Origin of the sequence: Streptomyces sp. NPDC085946 (genome assembly GCF_044540485.1) — a bacterium.
Classification (GTDB): Bacteria; Actinomycetota; Actinomycetes; order Streptomycetales; family Streptomycetaceae; genus Streptomyces.
The window spans coordinates 134,910-152,162 of sequence record NZ_JBITSF010000011.1 but is presented as its reverse complement, the minus strand read 5'-3'; the positions used below and the strand labels follow the sequence as shown (position 1 = coordinate 152,162).

The 17,253-nt window shown below is 75.3% G+C and carries 11 protein-coding genes; 4 read left to right on the top strand and 7 right to left on the bottom strand.

Going from position 1 to position 17,253, the window contains the following annotated elements; translation table 11 throughout:
- Positions 1–17 precede the first annotated feature (17 nt).
- Positions 18–1,496 carry a glutamate-cysteine ligase family protein gene (locus ACIF8T_RS22795; RefSeq protein ID WP_400037809.1) on the bottom strand — a complete coding sequence of 493 codons (1,479 nt, stop codon included), beginning with the start codon at positions 1,494–1,496 and terminating at the stop codon, positions 18–20.
- A 202-nt stretch (positions 1,497–1,698) separates the two neighbouring features.
- On the opposite strand from ACIF8T_RS22795, the gene ACIF8T_RS22790 reads away from it, so the two are divergent.
- The gene (locus ACIF8T_RS22790) at positions 1,699–2,970 is read left to right on the top strand and encodes a glycosyltransferase (protein WP_400037807.1); all 1,272 of its coding nucleotides are present in this window, start codon (positions 1,699–1,701) and stop codon (positions 2,968–2,970) included.
- Positions 2,967–3,794, top strand: coding sequence for a transferase (locus ACIF8T_RS22785; protein ID WP_400037805.1), 828 nt, complete (start codon positions 2,967–2,969; stop codon positions 3,792–3,794). Before ACIF8T_RS22790 ends, ACIF8T_RS22785 begins: the two co-directional genes overlap by 4 nt.
- Before the next feature lie 24 nt (positions 3,795–3,818).
- Here ACIF8T_RS22785 and ACIF8T_RS22780 read toward each other — a convergent pair whose 3' ends face one another.
- The 4 genes from ACIF8T_RS22780 to ACIF8T_RS22765 form a co-directional block, all read right to left on the bottom strand.
- Complete coding sequence (locus ACIF8T_RS22780) at positions 3,819–6,284, bottom strand: prolyl oligopeptidase family serine peptidase (RefSeq protein ID WP_400037803.1); 2,466 nt, start codon at positions 6,282–6,284, stop codon at positions 3,819–3,821.
- Entirely contained in the window at positions 6,257–8,041 is a 1,785-nt protein-coding gene (locus ACIF8T_RS22775; RefSeq protein ID WP_400037801.1) for an N-acetylglutaminylglutamine amidotransferase, read from the bottom strand. Before ACIF8T_RS22775 ends, ACIF8T_RS22780 begins: the two co-directional genes overlap by 28 nt.
- A 274-nt stretch (positions 8,042–8,315) precedes the next feature.
- Positions 8,316–9,506, bottom strand: a complete 1,191-nt coding sequence (locus tag ACIF8T_RS22770; protein WP_400037799.1) for a glutamate--cysteine ligase — start codon at positions 9,504–9,506, stop codon at positions 8,316–8,318.
- A gap of 336 nt (positions 9,507–9,842) precedes the next feature.
- Positions 9,843–11,309, bottom strand: coding sequence for a serine/threonine-protein kinase (locus ACIF8T_RS22765; RefSeq protein ID WP_400037797.1), 1,467 nt, complete (start codon positions 11,307–11,309; stop codon positions 9,843–9,845).
- Between the two features lie 305 nt (positions 11,310–11,614).
- On the opposite strand from ACIF8T_RS22765, the gene ACIF8T_RS22760 reads away from it, so the two are divergent.
- Positions 11,615–14,989, top strand: coding sequence for a pyruvate carboxylase (locus tag ACIF8T_RS22760; RefSeq protein ID WP_400037795.1), 3,375 nt, complete (start codon positions 11,615–11,617; stop codon positions 14,987–14,989).
- A gap of 129 nt (positions 14,990–15,118) precedes the next feature.
- On the opposite strand, the gene ACIF8T_RS22755 is transcribed toward ACIF8T_RS22760, so the two are convergent.
- Positions 15,119–15,541, bottom strand: coding sequence for a DUF350 domain-containing protein (locus ACIF8T_RS22755; RefSeq protein ID WP_400037793.1), 423 nt, complete (start codon positions 15,539–15,541; stop codon positions 15,119–15,121).
- A 511-nt stretch (positions 15,542–16,052) separates the two neighbouring features.
- Positions 16,053–16,610: a DinB family protein gene (locus ACIF8T_RS22750; RefSeq protein WP_400037791.1), complete on the bottom strand. Its 558-nt coding sequence runs from the start codon at positions 16,608–16,610 to the stop codon at positions 16,053–16,055.
- Between the two features lie 87 nt (positions 16,611–16,697).
- Between ACIF8T_RS22750 and ACIF8T_RS22745 the strand changes: the two genes are divergently transcribed.
- Positions 16,698–17,207 (top strand): serine hydrolase, encoded by a 510-nt coding sequence (locus ACIF8T_RS22745; RefSeq protein ID WP_400037789.1) that lies wholly within the window; start codon positions 16,698–16,700, stop codon positions 17,205–17,207.
- Positions 17,208–17,253: the final 46 nt, after the last annotated feature.

Here is a 17,253-nt window from a genome sequence, read left to right as displayed (position 1 = left end):
GACCGTCCCGGGCCCCGTCAGTCCACCGGCCAGGTGTGCACCGGGGCGTTGAGGTGCATGTAGTCGATGTACAGCCGGGTCATCTGCCGCAGGGCCTCGTGGCGGGTGGAGCGGCTGGAGGCGTCGATGTGGTGGAACATCTCCTTCTGCCAGACCGCCCCGTTGCGGCCGGTGACGCACCGCTGCTCGATGATGCCGAGCAGCGGCTCACGCCAGGCGTCGTCCATGCCCGAGCGCTCCAGGCCCCGGTGCGCCAGGGGCAGCAGACGCCGCAGGACGAGTTCGGGCACCGGCACCTCGCCCATGCCGGGCCAGTACAGCAGTGCCTCGATGCCGTGCCGTGCCGCGGTGTGCAGGTTCTCCTCGGCGGCCGAGAACGACATCCGCGACCACACCGGCCGGTCCTCCTCCACCAGGGCGCGGGTCAGCCCGTAGTAGAACGCGCCGTTGGCGAGGGTGTCGGCGACGGTCGGGCCCGCGGGCAGCACGCGGTTCTCCACCCGCAGGTGGGGCCGGTCGTGGGCGACGGCGTACACCGGGCGGTTCCAGCGGTAGATCGTGCCGTTGTGCAGGGTGAGTTCGGCGAGCTCCGGGATGTCGCCGCGGTCCAGGGTCTCCCGGGGGTCCTGGTCGTCGCACAGGGGCAGCAGGGCGGGGAAGTAGCGCAGGTTCTCCTCGAAGAGGTCGAAGACGCTGGTGATCCACCGCTCCCCGAACCACACCCGGGGCCGCACCCCCTGCACCTTGATCTCGTGCGGCCGGGTGTCGGTGGCCTGCTCGAACAGCGGGATGCGGGTCTCGTGCCACAGCTCCTTGCCGAACAGGAACGGCGAGTTGGCCGCCAGCGCGACCTGCACGCCGGCGATGGCCTGCGCGGCGTTCCAGTAGGCGGCGAACTCGTCCGGCGAGACCTGCAGGTGGAACTGGGTGCTGGTGCACGCGGCCTCGGGGGTGATCGTGTCCGCGTAGGTCCGCAGCCGGTCGACGCCGTCGACCTCGATGTGCAGGTCCTCGCCCCGGGCGGCGAAGATCTGGTCGTTGAGCAGCCGGTAACGGGGGTTCTCCGACAGGGCGGCCTCGCCGACGTCCTCCTGCCGCAGCGTGGGGAGGATGCCGGTCATGACGAGCCGGGCGCCGACCGAGCGGGCCCGCTCGTCGGCGTGGTTGAGCGCGGCGCGGATCTCGGACTCCCAGGAGTCGGGGCCGCCGGCCGTCAGACGGCGGGGCGGGATGTTGATCTCCAGGTTGAACCGGCCGAGCTCGGTGGCCCACGCGGGGTCCGCGATCGCCTCCAGCACGTCGCTGTTGCGCATCGCCGGCTCGGCCTCGTCGTCCACCAGGTTCAGCTCGATCTCCAGCCCCACCTGGGGCCGCTCGGACTCGAACCGTGCCTCGCGCAGCATCTGCGCCAACGCGTCGAGGCACCCCTGCATCTTGCTCCGGTACCGGCGGCGGTCCTCGCGGGTGAAGACCAGTGCCGGGACGTCCCGTCCCATCGGCCCTCCCGGGGTCCTGGACACCTCTCACCCCAGCGTCGCACCACCGGGCGGGGCCGACCACGCGGGACGGGGACCACCGGCCCGGCACGCACCGCGGGACCCGGGCGTCGCCCGCCGTTCACGCCGGAACCCTTCCGATCACGGCCACGAAGTGGTAACGACGGACAACTGCCGCGCGCCCGGGGCCGTCTGGTCCACCATGAGGATCTCTTTCCTGATACACAACGCCTACGGCATCGGGGGGACCATCACCACGACCTTCAACCTGGCCGGGGCGCTGGCCGAGCGGCACGACGTGGAGATCGTCTCCGTGTTACGCCATCGGGAGCACCCCAACCTCACCCTCGACTCCAGGGTGAGACTTCGGCCGCTGGTGGACCTGCGCCGGGAGAAGGACCACGACCTGCACGCCCGGCCGGCACGGGTGTTCCCCGCCGCGGAGTACCGCTACCACCAGTACAGCGAGCTGACCGACCGGCGGATCGCCGAGTGCCTGGGGACGACCGAGGCGGACGTGGTCGTCGGCACCCGGCCCGGGCTCAACGTGCACCTCGCCCTCCAGGCCCCGCCGCACGTCGCCCGCGTCGGCCAGGAGCACCTCACCCTCGACAACCACCCGCCGGCGCTGCGCACCGCCCTGCGCCGGGCCTACCGCCGGCTGGACGTGCTCACCACCGTCACGGAGGCCGACGCCGCCGCCTACCGGCGCAAGATGCGGCTGCCCGGCGTCCGGGTCGCGGCGCTCCCGAACAGCGTCCCGGACCCGGTGCTGCCGCCCGCCGACGGCACCGCCAAGCTGGTCGTGGCGGCCGGCCGGCTGGTCCGGGTGAAACGTTACGACCTGCTCATCGAGGCGTTCGCGGCGGTCGCCGCCGAGCACCCCGACTGGCGGCTGCGGATCTACGGCAAGGGCGAGGAGCACGACCGGCTCCGTGCCCTGATCGAGCGGCTCGGCCTCAGCGGCCACGCGTTCCTCATGGGAGCGGCGGCCCCCATGGAGGCCGAATGGGTGAAGGGCTCGATCGGCGCGGCCACGTCGGACTTCGAGCCGTTCGGCATGACGATCGTCGAGGCCATGCGCTGCGGACTGCCGGTGGTGAGCACCGACTGCCCCCACGGGCCCGGCGAGATCATCGCGGACGGCGTGGACGGACGGCTGGTCCCGGTCGGGGACCGCGACGCACTGGCCGCCGCCCTGCTCGACCTCGTCCGCGACGACGGACGGCGCCGCCGCATGGGACGCGCGGCCCTGGAGAACGCGCGGCGCTTCGGCCCGGCCCCCGTGGTGGCCCGGGCCGAGAGCCTCTTCACCGAGGCGCTCGCGGCGAGGAGCGGCGGGCACCGGCCCGTCCCCGAGGCCGCCGGCGTGCCCGGGGCCCTGGTGAGCCGGGGCTTCGCCGCCCGCGACCTCGCCCAGGCCGCCGCCGCGGGCGTGCTGCGCTCGGTACGGAAAGCGAAGGAACGACGATGACGACGAGCCCCCGCGACGGCTTCGACCCCCGCCTCCACTGCACCGCCGACCCCGACGGCCGGATCACCTTCCGCCTCCGGCCGCCGCCGGACGCCACCCGCCCCCGGCTGCTGCTGCGGCTGCGGCCCGGGAAGGGACAACCGGAGACGACACTGCTGCCGCTCGACCTGGAGGCCACCGGCGACGGCCCGTGGCAGGCGGTGCTCGCACCGCGGCCCGCGCTCGCGGAGGGCCGCTGGGACGTGTACCTGCTGCGCGACCCGGACGCCGCGCGCGAACGGCTCCGCCCCGGCCTGCGCGACCTGCGGGCCCTGGTCGACGGAGACCGCCTGGACCGCCCGTCCCCGGTCGCGGTGCGCATCCCCTACGCCACGAAGGACGGCTTCCTCGCACTGCGGGCGTGGCTGCGCACCGTCCACGCGGAGGCCGGCCGTATCGACGTCACGGACCGGGCCACGACGGTCACGGCGCGGCTGCACGGCGCCGCCCTCGGCGACGGGGCCTCCGTACGCCTGCGGCTGCGGGGGAGCGGCGGCGTCGAGCACGGCGTCCGGCCGGTGCCCGACGCCGATCACCGCGGCTTCCGGTTCACCGTCGGCCACGAGGACCTGCTCCGGGCCGGAACCGCCGCGGACCACGTCTGGGACGTGTTCGTCCGGCCCGCGGCCGACGCGCCGCCGGTCAGGGTCGGCCGGCTGCTCGACGACCTGGCGGACCGCAAGGCGGTGTTCGTCTGCCCGGCCGCCCGCGCCGGCGGCGCCGTCCTGCGCCCCTACTACACCGTCGACAACGACCTCGCCGTCCAGGTGACCCGGCCGGGCTGACCCCCGGGGGGCGCCCTCCGGGGGTCAGCCCCTCAGGTGGCGCTGGATCCAGTCCGCGGCGGCGCGGCGGAAGAGACGGCGGTTGTCCGCGCGGCGGAAGTCGTGGCCCTCGTCGCGCAGGACCAGGAGCTCCGCCTCCAGCCCGCGCTCCCGGGCCGCCCGGACGAACTGCTCGGACTCGCCCGGCGGCACGTTGGTGTCGTGCTCGCCGTGCACGGCCAGCACCGGGGCGCGCAGGGCGTCGATCCGGCCCATCGGTGACAGCGCGTGCAGCAGGTCGCGGTCGCGCTCGGGATGCCCGTACTTGTGGGCCGCCGACTGCGCGATCCACGGCTGGGTGCCGGCGAAGAAGGTCGCGAAGTCCGACATGCCGCACACCGCCACGCCGGTGCGGAACAGCTCCGGGTGCCACACCAGGGAGGCCATCACCAGATAGCCGCCGTACGAGCGGCCCATCACGGCCAGCCGGCGCGGATCGGCCAGTCCGGCCAGCACCGCGTGGGCCGCGCAGTCGGCGACGTCGTCCAGGGCGGCGAAGCGGCCCGTGCCCAGGTCCGCGTCGACGAAGGAACGCCCGTAGCCGGACGAGCCGCGCACGTCCGGGGCGAAGACGTCCAGACCGCGGCCGAGCAGCTCGTGGTACAGCGGGTCGAACACCGGGCGTTCCTGCTCCTCCGGCCCGCCGTGCAGGTGGACGACGCAGGGGGCGGGCTCGCCGGGCGAGCGGCCCGGCGCCCGGTAGTACCAGCCGCCCAGGTGGAGCCCGTCGCGGGCCACCGGCCGCAGGGGCACGGGCCGGACGGGAGGGTGGCTGCCGGGGGCCACGACGTCCTCGTCGCGGGAGGACCACGGGGTGCGCAGGGCCGTGCCGCCCGGCAGCCACCACACGCCGGGGCGGCGCTGCGACCCGGACAGCGCCACGACCGGGCTGTCCGGGTCGGCGGTGGGCACCACGCGGGTGACGACCTCGTGCGGCAGCTCCAGGTGCCGGGGCGGGACGCCGTCCGCCGTGCCGCCCCGGGCGGTGTCGAGGGCGGCGATCCGCAGGTCGCTGGCTCCGCGGACGTTCCAGGAGAGCAGGGCGCGGTGCCCGGTGCGGTCCAGGGCGAGCAGTTCGAGGCCGCAGTCCGCGCGCTCGGCGGCCACGGTGAGGTCCAGGCGCTCGCCCCGCGGGCCGAGCCGGAGCGCGACCAGGGCGGCGTGCTCGCGGCCCTCGTCGCTGCGCAGCCACAGGGTGCGGCCGTCCGGCGCGAACCCGCCGATCCAGGGATCGCCGTCGGCCACCCGCAGCGCGCACGTCACCCGCAGGTCGTCCGTGCGGACGACGAGTGCCTCGCGGCGGCCCCGGGGGCCCCGCCGCAGCAGGGCGAGCCGGCCGTCCCGGCTGAGGTCGCACACCCGGAGGGTGGCCGCGCCGCGCTCACTGGCCAGGAACACGGGCGCGGAGACGCCCTCCGGGTCGACGAGGTAGGCCGACAGCGTCAGCGGCACCGGCTCGTCGAGGGCCGCCCGGTCGCCGCCCGGGGCCGTGCCGGTGCCGTCCACGACGGCGTGGGGACGCGGCCGCGCGCCGGCCGGTGCCCCGCCCAGCAGCACGGCCCGGCCGTCCCGGCTGGCCCAGCCGGGCGGGTGACCGCCCGTGTCGGCCCACGCGGGACCGGCCTCCGGTTCGGCGGGGTCCGTGACCGGGGACGGCTCGGCGACCGTCACCGCGAGGGCCGAGCCGTCGTGCCGCCAGCGGCCCAGGTGCGCCGAGCTGCCCGGCTCGGCCCCCGCCAGGACACGCCGCCCGGTGCCGTCGGGACGCACGCACAGGACGCGGGTGAGCTCCCCGCCGCCCGGCGCGGTGGTGTAGGCGATCCACCGGCCGTCGGGGGACCAGGACACCTCGGTGACCGGGTCCCGGTCGGCGTCCAGCAGGTGCACCTCGTCGCCGTCGACCGGCCCGGTCCACAGCTGCGGCACACCGCCCCGGTCGCAGATGAAGGCGGCGTACCGGCCGGTGGGGTCCACCGACGGGTACCAGCAGCCGTGCGTGGTCAGGAGCTGGGAGTCGTCGAGGACCGCCGCGCTGTCCGGGAGGACGACGAGCGCGGGCGCGGGCCTCGGCGGCGGCGCCGCGGGCTCCGCGGTGCCGCCGCCCCCGAAGTCCCGCACCAGGCCCGGGGCGTCGCCGCCCGGTCCGGCGGCCGCGGCGTCGGGGCCGGTGCCGGTGCCGGTCAGGGCGGTCGCGGGGCCCTGGGCGGTGGCGGTGGGCCAGGCGGCCCAGGGCTCGGCGGACGGTGAGGTCCGCAGTCCGGCCTGCGCGGGCGGTGGAGCCTGGAGCCCGGCCTCCGCGGGCGACGAGGCCCGGAGGCCCGGCTCCGCGGGCCCCGCCGTCCGTGCGTCCGCCGTGCGCGCGTCCGGCGTCCGGGCCGGGCCCCGCCCGGCCGGCGCCGACGGGCCCGGAGCTCCCCGACCGGTCACTTGATCCCGTGCGTCTGCAGCCATATCTCCAGCAAAGCTACCTGCCACAGCGTGTTCGCCCCGCGATGGGTGCGGTGCGCGTTGGGCGCGGCGAGCAGTTCGGCCACGTACTCCTCGCGGAAGACACCGCGCTCCTTGGCCTCCGGGGCGGTGAGGGCCGCGCGGACCCGTTCCAGCACCGGACCGGCCATGTGCTTGATCGCCGGCACCGGGAAGTACCCCTTGGGCCGGTCGACGACCTCCCGCGGCAGGACCTTGCGCCCGGCGGCCTTCAGCACGCCCTTGCCGCCGTCCGCCAGCTTCAGGTCGGGCGGGCAGGCCGCGGCCAGCTCGACCAGCTCGTGGTCGAGGAACGGCACCCGGGCCTCCAGACCCCAGTCCATGGTCATGTTGTCGACCCGCTTGACCGGGTCGTCGGCCATCAGCACGTGGGTGTCGAGCCGCAGGTCCGCGTCGAGCGCGCTCTCGGCGCCCGGCATCGCCATGTGCGCGCGGACGAACTCCCCGGAGACGTCCGTGTCCGTCAGCAGACCGGGCCGCAGGATCCGGGCGAGCTCGGCGTGCGGCCGGTCGAAGTAGGCGTCGACGTACGCCTCGGCGGCGCGCTGCCGGGGCACCCCGGCCATGGCCGGGTACCAGTGGTAGCCGGCGAACACCTCGTCGGCGCCCTGGCCGCTCTGGACGACCTTGACCTCCTTGGCGACCTGCTCGGACAGCAGGTGGAAGGCGACCACGTCGTGGCTCATCATGGGCTCGCTCATGGCCATGACCGCCCCGTCCAGCGCCTGGGAGACCCGGTCGGAGGGGACCATCAGCTGGTGGTGGTCGGTGCCGAAGTGCCGCGCCACCAGGTCCGAGTACCGGAACTCGTCGCCCTCCTCGTCGCCCTCGGACTCGAAGCCGACGCTGAAGGTGGCCAGGTCCTCCTGCCCCTCCTCGGCCAGCAGGGCCACGATGAGACTGGAGTCGAGACCTCCCGACAGCAGCACGCCGACCGGCACGTCGGCGACCATGCGGCGGCGCACGGCCTTGCGCAGCGCCTCCAGCACGGCGTCCGTCCAGTCCTCCGCGCTCAGGCCCGCGTGCTCGGGCCGGCGGGTGTAGGAGGGCTGCCAGTAGCAGTGGTCCCGGTGGCTGCCGTCCGGCTCGATCACCCGGACGGTGGCCGGCGGGAGCTTGCGCACGCCGCTCAGCACGGTGCGCGGCGCGGGCACGGTGGCGTGCCAGCTCAGGTAGTGGTGCAGCGCGACCGGGTCGAGCGAGGTGTCGACGCCGCCGCCCGCCAGCAGCGCCGGCAGCGAGGAGGCGAACCGGAGCCGCTCCGCGGTCTGCGTGAGGTACAGCGGCTTGATGCCGAGGCGGTCGCGGGCCAGGACCACCCGGCCGGTGTCCTGCTCGACGACGACGAAGGCGAACATGCCGTAGAAGTGGTCGACGCAGTCCGTGCCCCACTCCTGGTACGCCTTGAGGACGACCTCGGTGTCGGAGTCGGAGAAGAACCGGTGACCGCGTCCGAGCAGCTCGTCGCGGAGCTCGCGGTAGTTGTAGATGCAGCCGTTGAAGACACCGGTCAGACGGGCGTGCGGATCGGCCATGGGCTGGGCGCCGCTGTCCGACAGGTCGATGATCTTCAGCCTGCGGTGACCGAGGGCGACCGGTCCCTGGGACCACAGCCCCCGGCCGTCGGGGCCCCTCGGGGCGAGCCGGTCGGTCATGCGCTCGACCGCCGCCATGTCGGGCCGCCCGCCGTCGAAGCGGATCTCGCCGCTGAGACCGCACATCAGGCGGACCTCCTTCCCGCCGTGCCCGCGGGGCGCGGGAACAGCCGCACGGAGGCCGCCGCGCGCGGCGGCGCGGCGGAAGGGGACGGTGACGTGGGCGTGCTGGACATGACGGTGGAACTCTCCTTGATCACATAGCCGGGTGTTCGGCCGCCGCGGGAACCGGGGCCGCGGTCGGCGACCGGGACGGCGGCGGGACCGGTACGGCGCCTGCCCGTCGGGCGGGCCGCCGGGGCCGTACGCGGTGAGGGGGGAGGCGGCACGACGGGCGCTCTCAGCCGAGCGGGCCGCCGGCCGCCGTGCTGTGCAGGAACGGCCGGTCGTCGCCGGCCCCGGTGGGGGCGGCCGGCCGCCGGACGGTCCGGGCGGCGCGTCCGGCGCGCCCGCCCCGGGTCTCGGCGACCATCAGGTCGACACTCGCGAGCAGGTCCTCGGCCGAGGCCGCGGTCCGCAGCCGGTGCGCGGCGCTGCCGGCGGCCAGGGCCTCCTCCAGCAGCGCGGACACGGTGTCCCAGTCGCCGGACGCCTCCAGCGCCGGGCGCAGCCGGTCGCGCATGCGGCGCAGCACCACGGGGGCCGGTTCCGCCCGCCGGGTCACCGGATCCACCAGGGTGCCCTCCAGGCCGGAGCGGGCGGCGCGCCAGGCGGCGGCCCGCAGCCAGTCGTGGTGCCCGTCGCAGCGCGGCTCGTCCGACCGCACCAGCCCCTCGCACGCGTCGCGCACCAGCGCGCGGAAGAGCCCGGCGATCAGCACGACCGTCTCCACCCGGGGGCAGGCGTCGCAGATCCGCAGCTCCAGGGTCCGCTGGTGGGCGGAGGGCCGTACGTCGTGGTAGACCATCCCGGCGTCGCTGATGACACCGGAGCGGATCAGCTCCTCGATGCCGGCGTCGTACTCCGCGGCGCTCGCGTAGCAGCCGGCCGGGCCCGCGGTGGGCCAGCGCTGCCAGAGCATGGTGCGCCAGCTGGCGTACCCGGTGTCCGCGCCCAGCCAGAACGGCGAACTGGCGGACAGGGCCAGCAGCGGCGGCAGCCAGGGGGAGACCCGGCACATGGCGCGGACGGCCGTGTCCCGGTCCGGTACGTCGACGTGCACCTGGGCGCTGCAGATCAGCTGCTCGTCGGCGACCTTGCGGTACTCGTCGACCATGTGGCGGTAGCGGGCGTCGGCGGTGACGTCCCGGGAGCTGACCCGGGCCAGCGGGACCGTGCCGGCCGCGACCGCCGCGAGGCCGAGGGAGGAGGCCGCCGCGTCCAGCCGGCGCCTGGCCTCCGCCAGGTCCGCGTGGAGGCCGTCCAGGGTGTCGTGCACCCCGCTGTTGCGTTCGACGACCGACTGCTGGAGCTCGGTGGTGAACCCGGGTCTGTCCAGCCGGTCCAGTACGGCGCGGGCCCGTGGCACCAGCCGCCCGCTCTCCACGTCCAGCACGTGGAATTCTTCTTCTGCCCCGATACGCACCGTCACGGTGTCTCCCCTTTGCGCTGTCCTGCGACCGGTCGCCGCGGCTCGCGGCCCTCGTGGCCCGGGCGGAGACCGATCCGCGCATGTCGAGTGCCCTTTCTCGGCTCGAACACGCCCGAAGATCGCACCATGTGGCGCAGGCCTCTCAGATGAGCGACTGCGGCACGGATGATCGGCGGGGCGGCGCCTCGGGCGGCACCTCGGAGGGGTACGGCGCGGTGCGGTGAGGCGCGGCGCGGTGCGCGGGATGCGGCTCCAACGGGGTCGGCCGGGTGCCGGGTGCCGTCGGCGAGCGGGGCGTGGCGCGGCGCGGTGGGCGCGGCAGGGGCCGTGGACGGCTCAGCGCGCCTTCTGCCCCTGGCCCTGCTCCTGCTCCTGGCCCTGCTCCTGCCCCTGGCCCTGCTCCTGCCCCTTCGCCTTCTTGCCCTTGGCGGTGTCCTGCCCGCCCTTGGCGGTGTCCTGCTCACCCGGGCTCCCCGGCTCGGTCCGCGCCTGGTCCTTCCCCTGCTCGGCCTGCTGCCCGCGCACGTCCCGCACGGGGTCCCCGGCGACGCGCGCGGAGGCCGGGCCGGTCGCCCGGGGAGCGGAGGAGGACGGGGCCGCGGAGGAGGACGGGGCCGCGGAGGTGACGGGGGCGGTCGGGCTCGGCCCGGGCCGGTCCTCGACGGCCGACCCCGCTCCCTCCTCCGACGGCTCGGCGACGGGAGCGGCCGGCCGGTGTCCGCCGGCGCCCGAGGCGGTGTCGGTGCCGTGCCCGGGGAGATCGCCGAGGGAACCGGTCAGGGCGGTGCCGAGCAGGGCGGCCAGCGCGGTGCCGACGGTCGCCAGGGCGCGCCGGTTGCGCCGCCGGGCGGCGGAGGCCCCCCGCAGCGTCACCGAGGTGCCGTCCGCGCCGGAGTGCCCGGCGAGCGGCACCGCGGCACGGTCCCGTTCCACCGGGCCGGGGTACGGCCCGGCCGCGACCACGGAGGCCGTCCCCCCGGTGCCGAGGGACGCCAGGACCCCGGCGCACGTCCCGGCGTCGGGACGGGCGTCCTCGTCCAGGGCGGTCATGGCCGTGAGCAGACCGGCGAGCTCGTCCCCGAGGGACGCGGGGATCACCGGCGGGCGGTGCAGCCGTGCGATCGCCGCCTCCAACGGGGCGCCGTCGTATTCCAGTTCGCCCTTGAGGCACTCCAGCAGGGTCAGGCCGAGGGCGTAGACGTCGGCGGCCGGTCCGACCTGACGGCCCAGGACCTGCTCGGGAGCCAGATAGGCCGCGGTGCCCACCAGGGCGCCGGTGGCGGTGTGGGCGGTGCTGTCGATCAGCCGCGAGATCCCGAAGTCGGTGAGGTGCGGGGAACCGGCCTCCGTCATCAGGACGTTGGAGGGTTTGACGTCCCGGTGGACCACCCCGGCGGCGTGCACGTGGGCGAGCGTCCCGGCCAGGGCCGCGCCGATCGCGGCGGCCTCGGCGGGGCGCAGGGGGCCGTCGGCGATGCGCCGGCGCAGGGTCGGGCCCTTGATGAGGTCCATGACCAGGAAGGGCACCCCCTTCTCCCGTCCCACGTCGTACACGGTGACGAGCCCGGGGTGCCGCAGCCGGGCCAGCAGGACGGCCTCCTCGGTGAAGCGCTCCTCCGTCTGCGTGTCGCTGTTCGCCCGGAACACCTTGACCGCCACCGGGCGCCGGAGCCGCAGGTCGTACCCCTCGTGGACGTCGGCGGCACCGCCCCGTCCCAGGACGCCGTCCAGTCGGTACCGGCCTGCCAGCACCTTGCCCCGCGCACGGGTCTCCGGCCCCGAGGGCCATGGGCGTACCGGCATGTCTTCCCCTTGTGACGAATGGCGTGTGGTGACCGGCGGCGTGCGCCGTGACGGTGCCGTGCGGGCGCGGCTCCACGGTCCGCGGGCCACGTCCGTGTTCCCCCGACGCGTCCCGTTATCCCCGCGGCGGCGGCCCCCGGCGGCGCCGCCGCCCGTCGCCCCGCCCCCCGCGGCCGGTCGGCGGAGCACCCGCCGTGACGCCGGGACCCCGTACGGCACGCCGTGAGTGGCCCGGCTCACATGGCGTGAACGGGCCGCCCCCGACACCATGGGACCTCCCTACCGGCGGGCTGAAGGGATCAAGAATGTTCCGCAAGGTGCTGGTCGCCAACCGGGGTGAGATCGCGATTCGCGCGTTCCGCGCCGGCTACGAGCTGGGCGCGCGAACCGTCGCCGTCTTCCCGTACGAGGACCGCAACTCGCTGCACCGGCTCAAGGCGGACGAGGCCTATGAGATCGGCGCGCCGGGCCACCCGGTGCGGGCCTACCTCTCGGTGGAGGAGATCGTCCGCGCGGCACGCCGGGCGGGAGCGGACGCCGTCTACCCGGGGTACGGCTTCCTGTCGGAGAACCCCGACCTCGCCCGGGCGTGCGAGGAGGCGGACATCACGTTCGTCGGACCGAGCGCGCAGATCCTCGAGCTGACCGGGAACAAGGCGCGCGCCGTGGCCGCGGCCCGCGAGGCCGGCGTCCCGGTGCTGGGCTCCTCCGCCCCCTCGACCGACGTCGACGAACTCGTCCGCGCCGCCGACGCCATCGGGTTCCCGGTGTTCGTCAAGGCGGTCGCGGGCGGCGGCGGACGCGGCATGCGCCGCGTCGAGGACCCCGCCCAGCTGCGGGAGTCCATCGAGGCGGCCTCCCGCGAGGCGGCGTCCGCGTTCGGCGACCCCACCGTCTTCCTGGAGAAGGCCGTCGTCGAACCCCGTCACATCGAGGTGCAGATCCTCGCCGACGGCCGGGGCGAGGTCATCCACCTGTTCGAGCGGGACTGCTCGGTGCAGCGCCGCCACCAGAAGGTCATCGAACTCGCGCCCGCGCCCAACCTCGACCCCGCGCTGCGCGACCGGATCTGCGCCGACGCCGTGCGCTTCGCCCGGCAGATCGGCTACCGCAACGCCGGCACCGTCGAGTTCCTCCTCGACCGCGACGGCAACCACGTCTTCATCGAGATGAACCCGCGCATCCAGGTCGAGCACACCGTGACCGAGGAGGTCACCGACGTCGACCTCGTGCAGGCGCAGCTGCGGATCGCCGCCGGCGAGACGCTGGCCGACCTCGGCCTGTCCCAGGACACCGTCACCCTGCGCGGCGCCGCCCTCCAGTGCCGCATCACCACCGAGGACCCCGCCAACGGCTTCCGCCCGGACACCGGCCGCATCAGCGCCTACCGTTCGCCCGGCGGCTCCGGCATCCGCCTCGACGGCGGCACCACCCACGCCGGTACCGAGATCAGCGCCCACTTCGACTCCATGCTGGTCAAACTCACCTGCCGGGGACGGGACTTCACCGCCGCGGTGGGCCGCGCCCGGCGTGCCGTGGCCGAGTTCCGCATCCGCGGCGTCGCCACGAACATCCCGTTCCTCCAGGCGGTCCTGGACGACCCGGACTTCCGGGCCGGCCGGGTCACCACGTCGTTCATCGAGCAGCGCCCGCACCTGCTGACCGCCCGGCACTCCGCCGACCGCGGCACCAAACTGCTGACCTACCTCGCCGACGTCACGGTGAACAAGCCGCACGGCGAGCGCCCCGACCTCGTCGACCCGCTGACCAAGCTGCCGCCGCTGCCCGCCGGCGAGCCCCCGGCCGGCTCCCGGCAGCGGCTCGTCGAACTCGGCCCGGAGGGCTTCGCCCGCTGGCTGCGCGCCTCCCCGACCGTCGGCGTCACCGACACCACCTTCCGCGACGCCCACCAGTCGCTGCTCGCCACCCGGGTCCGCACCAAGGACATGCTCGCCGTCGCCCCGCTGGTGGCCCGCACCCTGCCCGAGCTGCTGTCGCTGGAGTGCTGGGGAGGCGCCACCTACGACGTCGCCCTGCGCTTCCTCGCCGAGGACCCGTGGGAGCGGCTGGCCGCCCTGCGCGAGGCCGTGCCCAACCTCTGCCTGCAGATGCTGCTGCGCGGCCGCAACACCGTCGGCTACACCCCGTACCCGACCGAGGTCACCGACGCCTTCGTCCAGGAGGCGGCGGCCACCGGCATCGACATCTTCCGCATCTTCGACGCCCTCAACGACGTCGACCAGATGCGGCCGGCCATCGACGCCGTACGGGAGACCGGAACGGCGATCGCCGAGGTCGCCCTGTGCTACACCTCCGACCTGTCCGACCCCGCCGAGCGGCTCTACACCCTCGACTACTACCTGCGCCTGGCCGAGCGGATCGTCGCCGCGGGCGCCCACGTGCTGGCCGTCAAGGACATGGCGGGCCTGCTGCGCGCCCCGGCCGCGGCGAAGCTGGTGTCGGCGCTGCGCCGCGAGTTCGACCTGCCGATCCACCTGCACACCCACGACACCGCCGGCGGCCAGCTCGCCACCTACCTCGCCGCGATCCAGGCCGGCGCGGACGCCGTGGACGGGGCGGTGGCGTCCATGGCGGGCACCACCTCGCAGCCGTCCCTGTCGGCGATCGTGGCCGCCACCGACCACTCCGACCGTCCCACCGGCCTGAGCCTGCAGGCCGTCGGAGACCTGGAGCCGTACTGGGAGAGCGTCCGCAAGGTCTACGCGCCCTTCGAGGCGGGCCTGGCCTCGCCGACCGGCCGCGTCTACCACCACGAGATCCCCGGCGGGCAGCTGTCCAACCTGCGCACCCAGGCCATCGCGCTGGGCCTCGGCGACCGCTTCGAGGACATCGAGGCGATGTACGCCGCCGCCGACCGGATGCTCGGCCGCCTGGTGAAGGTGACGCCCTCCTCGAAGGTCGTCGGCGACCTGGCGCTGCACCTCGTGGGCGCGGGCGTCGCCCCGCGGGACTTCGAGGCGGCACCGGACCGCTACGACATCCCCGACTCCGTCATCGGCTTCCTGCGCGGCGAGCTGGGCACCCCGCCCGGCGGCTGGCCCGAGCCGCTGCGCAGCAAGGCGCTGCGGGGCCGCGCCGAACCCAAGCCCGTGCAGGAGCTGACCGCGGACGACCGCACCGGCCTGGCCAAGGACCGGCGCGCCACGCTCAACCGGCTGCTGTTCCCCGCGCCGACGCGCGAGTTCGAGACCCACCGCCAGTCCTACGGCGACACCAGCGTGCTGGACAGCAAGGACTTCTTCTACGGGCTGCGCCCCGGCAAGGAGTACGCCGTCGACCTGGAACCCGGTGTGCGGCTGCTCATCGAGCTGCAGGCCGTCGGCGAGGCCGACGAGCGCGGCATGCGGACGGTGATGTCGTCCCTGAACGGCCAGCTGCGCCCGATCCAGATCCGCGACCGGGCGGCGGCCTCCGACGTCCCGGTCACCGAGAAGGCCGACCGGACCGACCCGAACCACGTCGCGGCGCCGTTCGGCGGCGTGGTGACCCTCGCGGTCGCCGAGGGCGACCAGGTGGAGGCCGGTGCCACGGTGGCCACCATCGAGGCGATGAAGATGGAGGCCGCGATCACCGCTCCGAAGTCCGGCACCGTGGCCAGGCTGGCCATCAACCGGATCCAGCAGGTCGAGGGCGGCGACCTGCTCGTCGAACTCGCCTGAGGAGGACGCCGGGCCGGACGACGCGGCCGGGACGGTCCCCCTGGGCCCGTCCCGGCCGCGTGTCGACGAACCTCCGGGGGCACGGCTCCGGGGAACCTCCCGGGCCGGGCTTCCGGCGAGCCGCCCGCGTCAGGCGATGGAAGCCGAGACGACCGCGGACACGGCGAGGTTGCACGACGCCGTCACCCACACCGCCGGGTGGGGCTCCGGGTCGACCAGCGTCGCGCCCAGCCGCCCCGGCGTGATCAGGTCCACCACGAGGAACGCCAGGGCCATCATCACCAGGCCCAGCAGCCCGAACGCCGCGGTGGACACCAGCCCCTTGCCGAAGTCCTCGTACGTCGTCCAGATCGACGTGAACACGATGCCGCCGATGCCGAGCAGCGAGGAGCTGAGCACGAGCGCGGCGTTGCGGTTGCGCTGCTCCCAGATCTGCCGGCCGAGCTTTCCGGGCGTCAGCACGTCGACCAGGACGATACCGAGGACCAGCAGGACCAGGCCCAGGGCGCCGTAAGCGGTGGCCCGGCCGAGTCCGTTGACGATGTCGCTCATGGGATTGCCGACTCCGTAGCGTGAGAGATCGTGAGTGATCGCGGTCAAGGCAAGGCAATGTAGCGCACGTGTTCACCCCGCTGACCGGCACGTGGGCCGGCGGGCACGGGCCGTGGCCGACCGGCCGCCGTGCCGGGGCCGGGGCTCGGCCCGCGCGTCAACTGCCCGACCCCGCACGGCAGTCAGGCCCCTGTTCTTCGACGGGCCGACCGGGTCCGCCCCTCGCCGCCCGCCTGTGCCCCAGGGGCGTGACCACGGCCCCTTCGGCCGCCCTCACCCGCCCCGCGCGGCCGCCGTGCCACCGCGCGCTCCGACGGCGGCTCCGGGGTCCGCCGCACGGGCCGCACCGCCGACGTCGTCCCGGCGGCGGCACGGCCCGAACGCCCGCCCGCGGCCCCCGCGGTGCGCGACGCCGGCACGGACTCCGGCTCACCGCCCACGCGTTCGTCGCCGCACTGCGTCACCGCCGCACTGCCGCGGTGACGCCCGGGCGGCCCGGCGCACGCCCCGCTCACCCCATGGTCTTGGCGCCGTCCAGGGACTCGCGGAGGATGTCGGCGTGACCGGCGTGCTGGGCCGTCTCACCGATGAGGTGCAGCAGGACCCGGCGTGCGGACCAGCACGTGCCGGGCTCGTGCCAGGGAGCCGGGGGCAGCGGCCAGGTCAGGTCCAGGTCGGGCAGCGTGCCGATCAACTCGTCGGTGCGGCGGGCCACTTCGGCGTACTTCTCCAGTACCGCGGCGAGCGTCTCGCCGGGCAGCATGCGGAACTCGTCGGCCCGCCGGGCCCAGTCGGCCTCGGTCATGCGGGTGAAGTCGCCGAGCGCCGAGGGGCCTCGCAGGATGAACTTCACCCAGCCCCGTTCGACCGAGGTGACGTGCTTGACGAGCCCGCCCAGGCACAGTTCGCCGGCGGTGGTCCGCAACCCGGCCTGCTCGTCGGTCAGGTCGCGGGTGGTGAAGCGCAGGAAGTACCGCTGGCGGGCGAGTGACTCCAGGAGGTCGGCGCGCTCGCCGGTGGCGGCGGGCGCGGCCGGGGCGGCGGCGGGAGTGCTGTGCGTCGTGGTCATCGTCTTCGGCCTCCGTCGGCGGTGTTCCGTGGACGAGCACCACGCTAGGAGGCATGTAGGCCGGATCCTGACCTAGACGAGGCCGGCATGACCGAACTGAACGGAACCGTCGGCCCGGGGTCCGAACCCGTCCGCGCCGCCGTGGAGCATCGGCTGCGCCACGGCGGCGAAGCGGGCCTGCCGCCGGCCGTCGACGCCGACGGCCACCACGCGGTGGACCTGCGGGGCGGCCACCGCGACGCGGCGCGCACGCGGCCCTGGCGGCGCGACACCGTCACCCACGTGCGGCCGGTCACGAACACCGCGACCCGTCCGGCCGCCTCGCTGCCGGCCGACGGCGGAGAGCCGGACGTCCGCGCACCGGTCGCCCGCCACCGGCCCGCGTCCGCCGCGAACGGCACACGGCACGTCGAGGTCCGGCACCCGCTGTCGCACGGCTCGGGCCCGTCCGGTCCGTACCGCCCGGCGCGCGCCGCTCGGCGCCGGCTTCCGGATCGGACCGCGCGGCGCCGACAGGGAGGAGCCACCGCGATCCGGAGCCTCCGGCACGGTCGCCGCCGGTCCGCGCGGAGGCGCTTCGGGCACCGGGCGCGCTAGGGGCTGTCGTTCGGATCAGGTCGCGGGGAATCGACTGTGTGTTGTC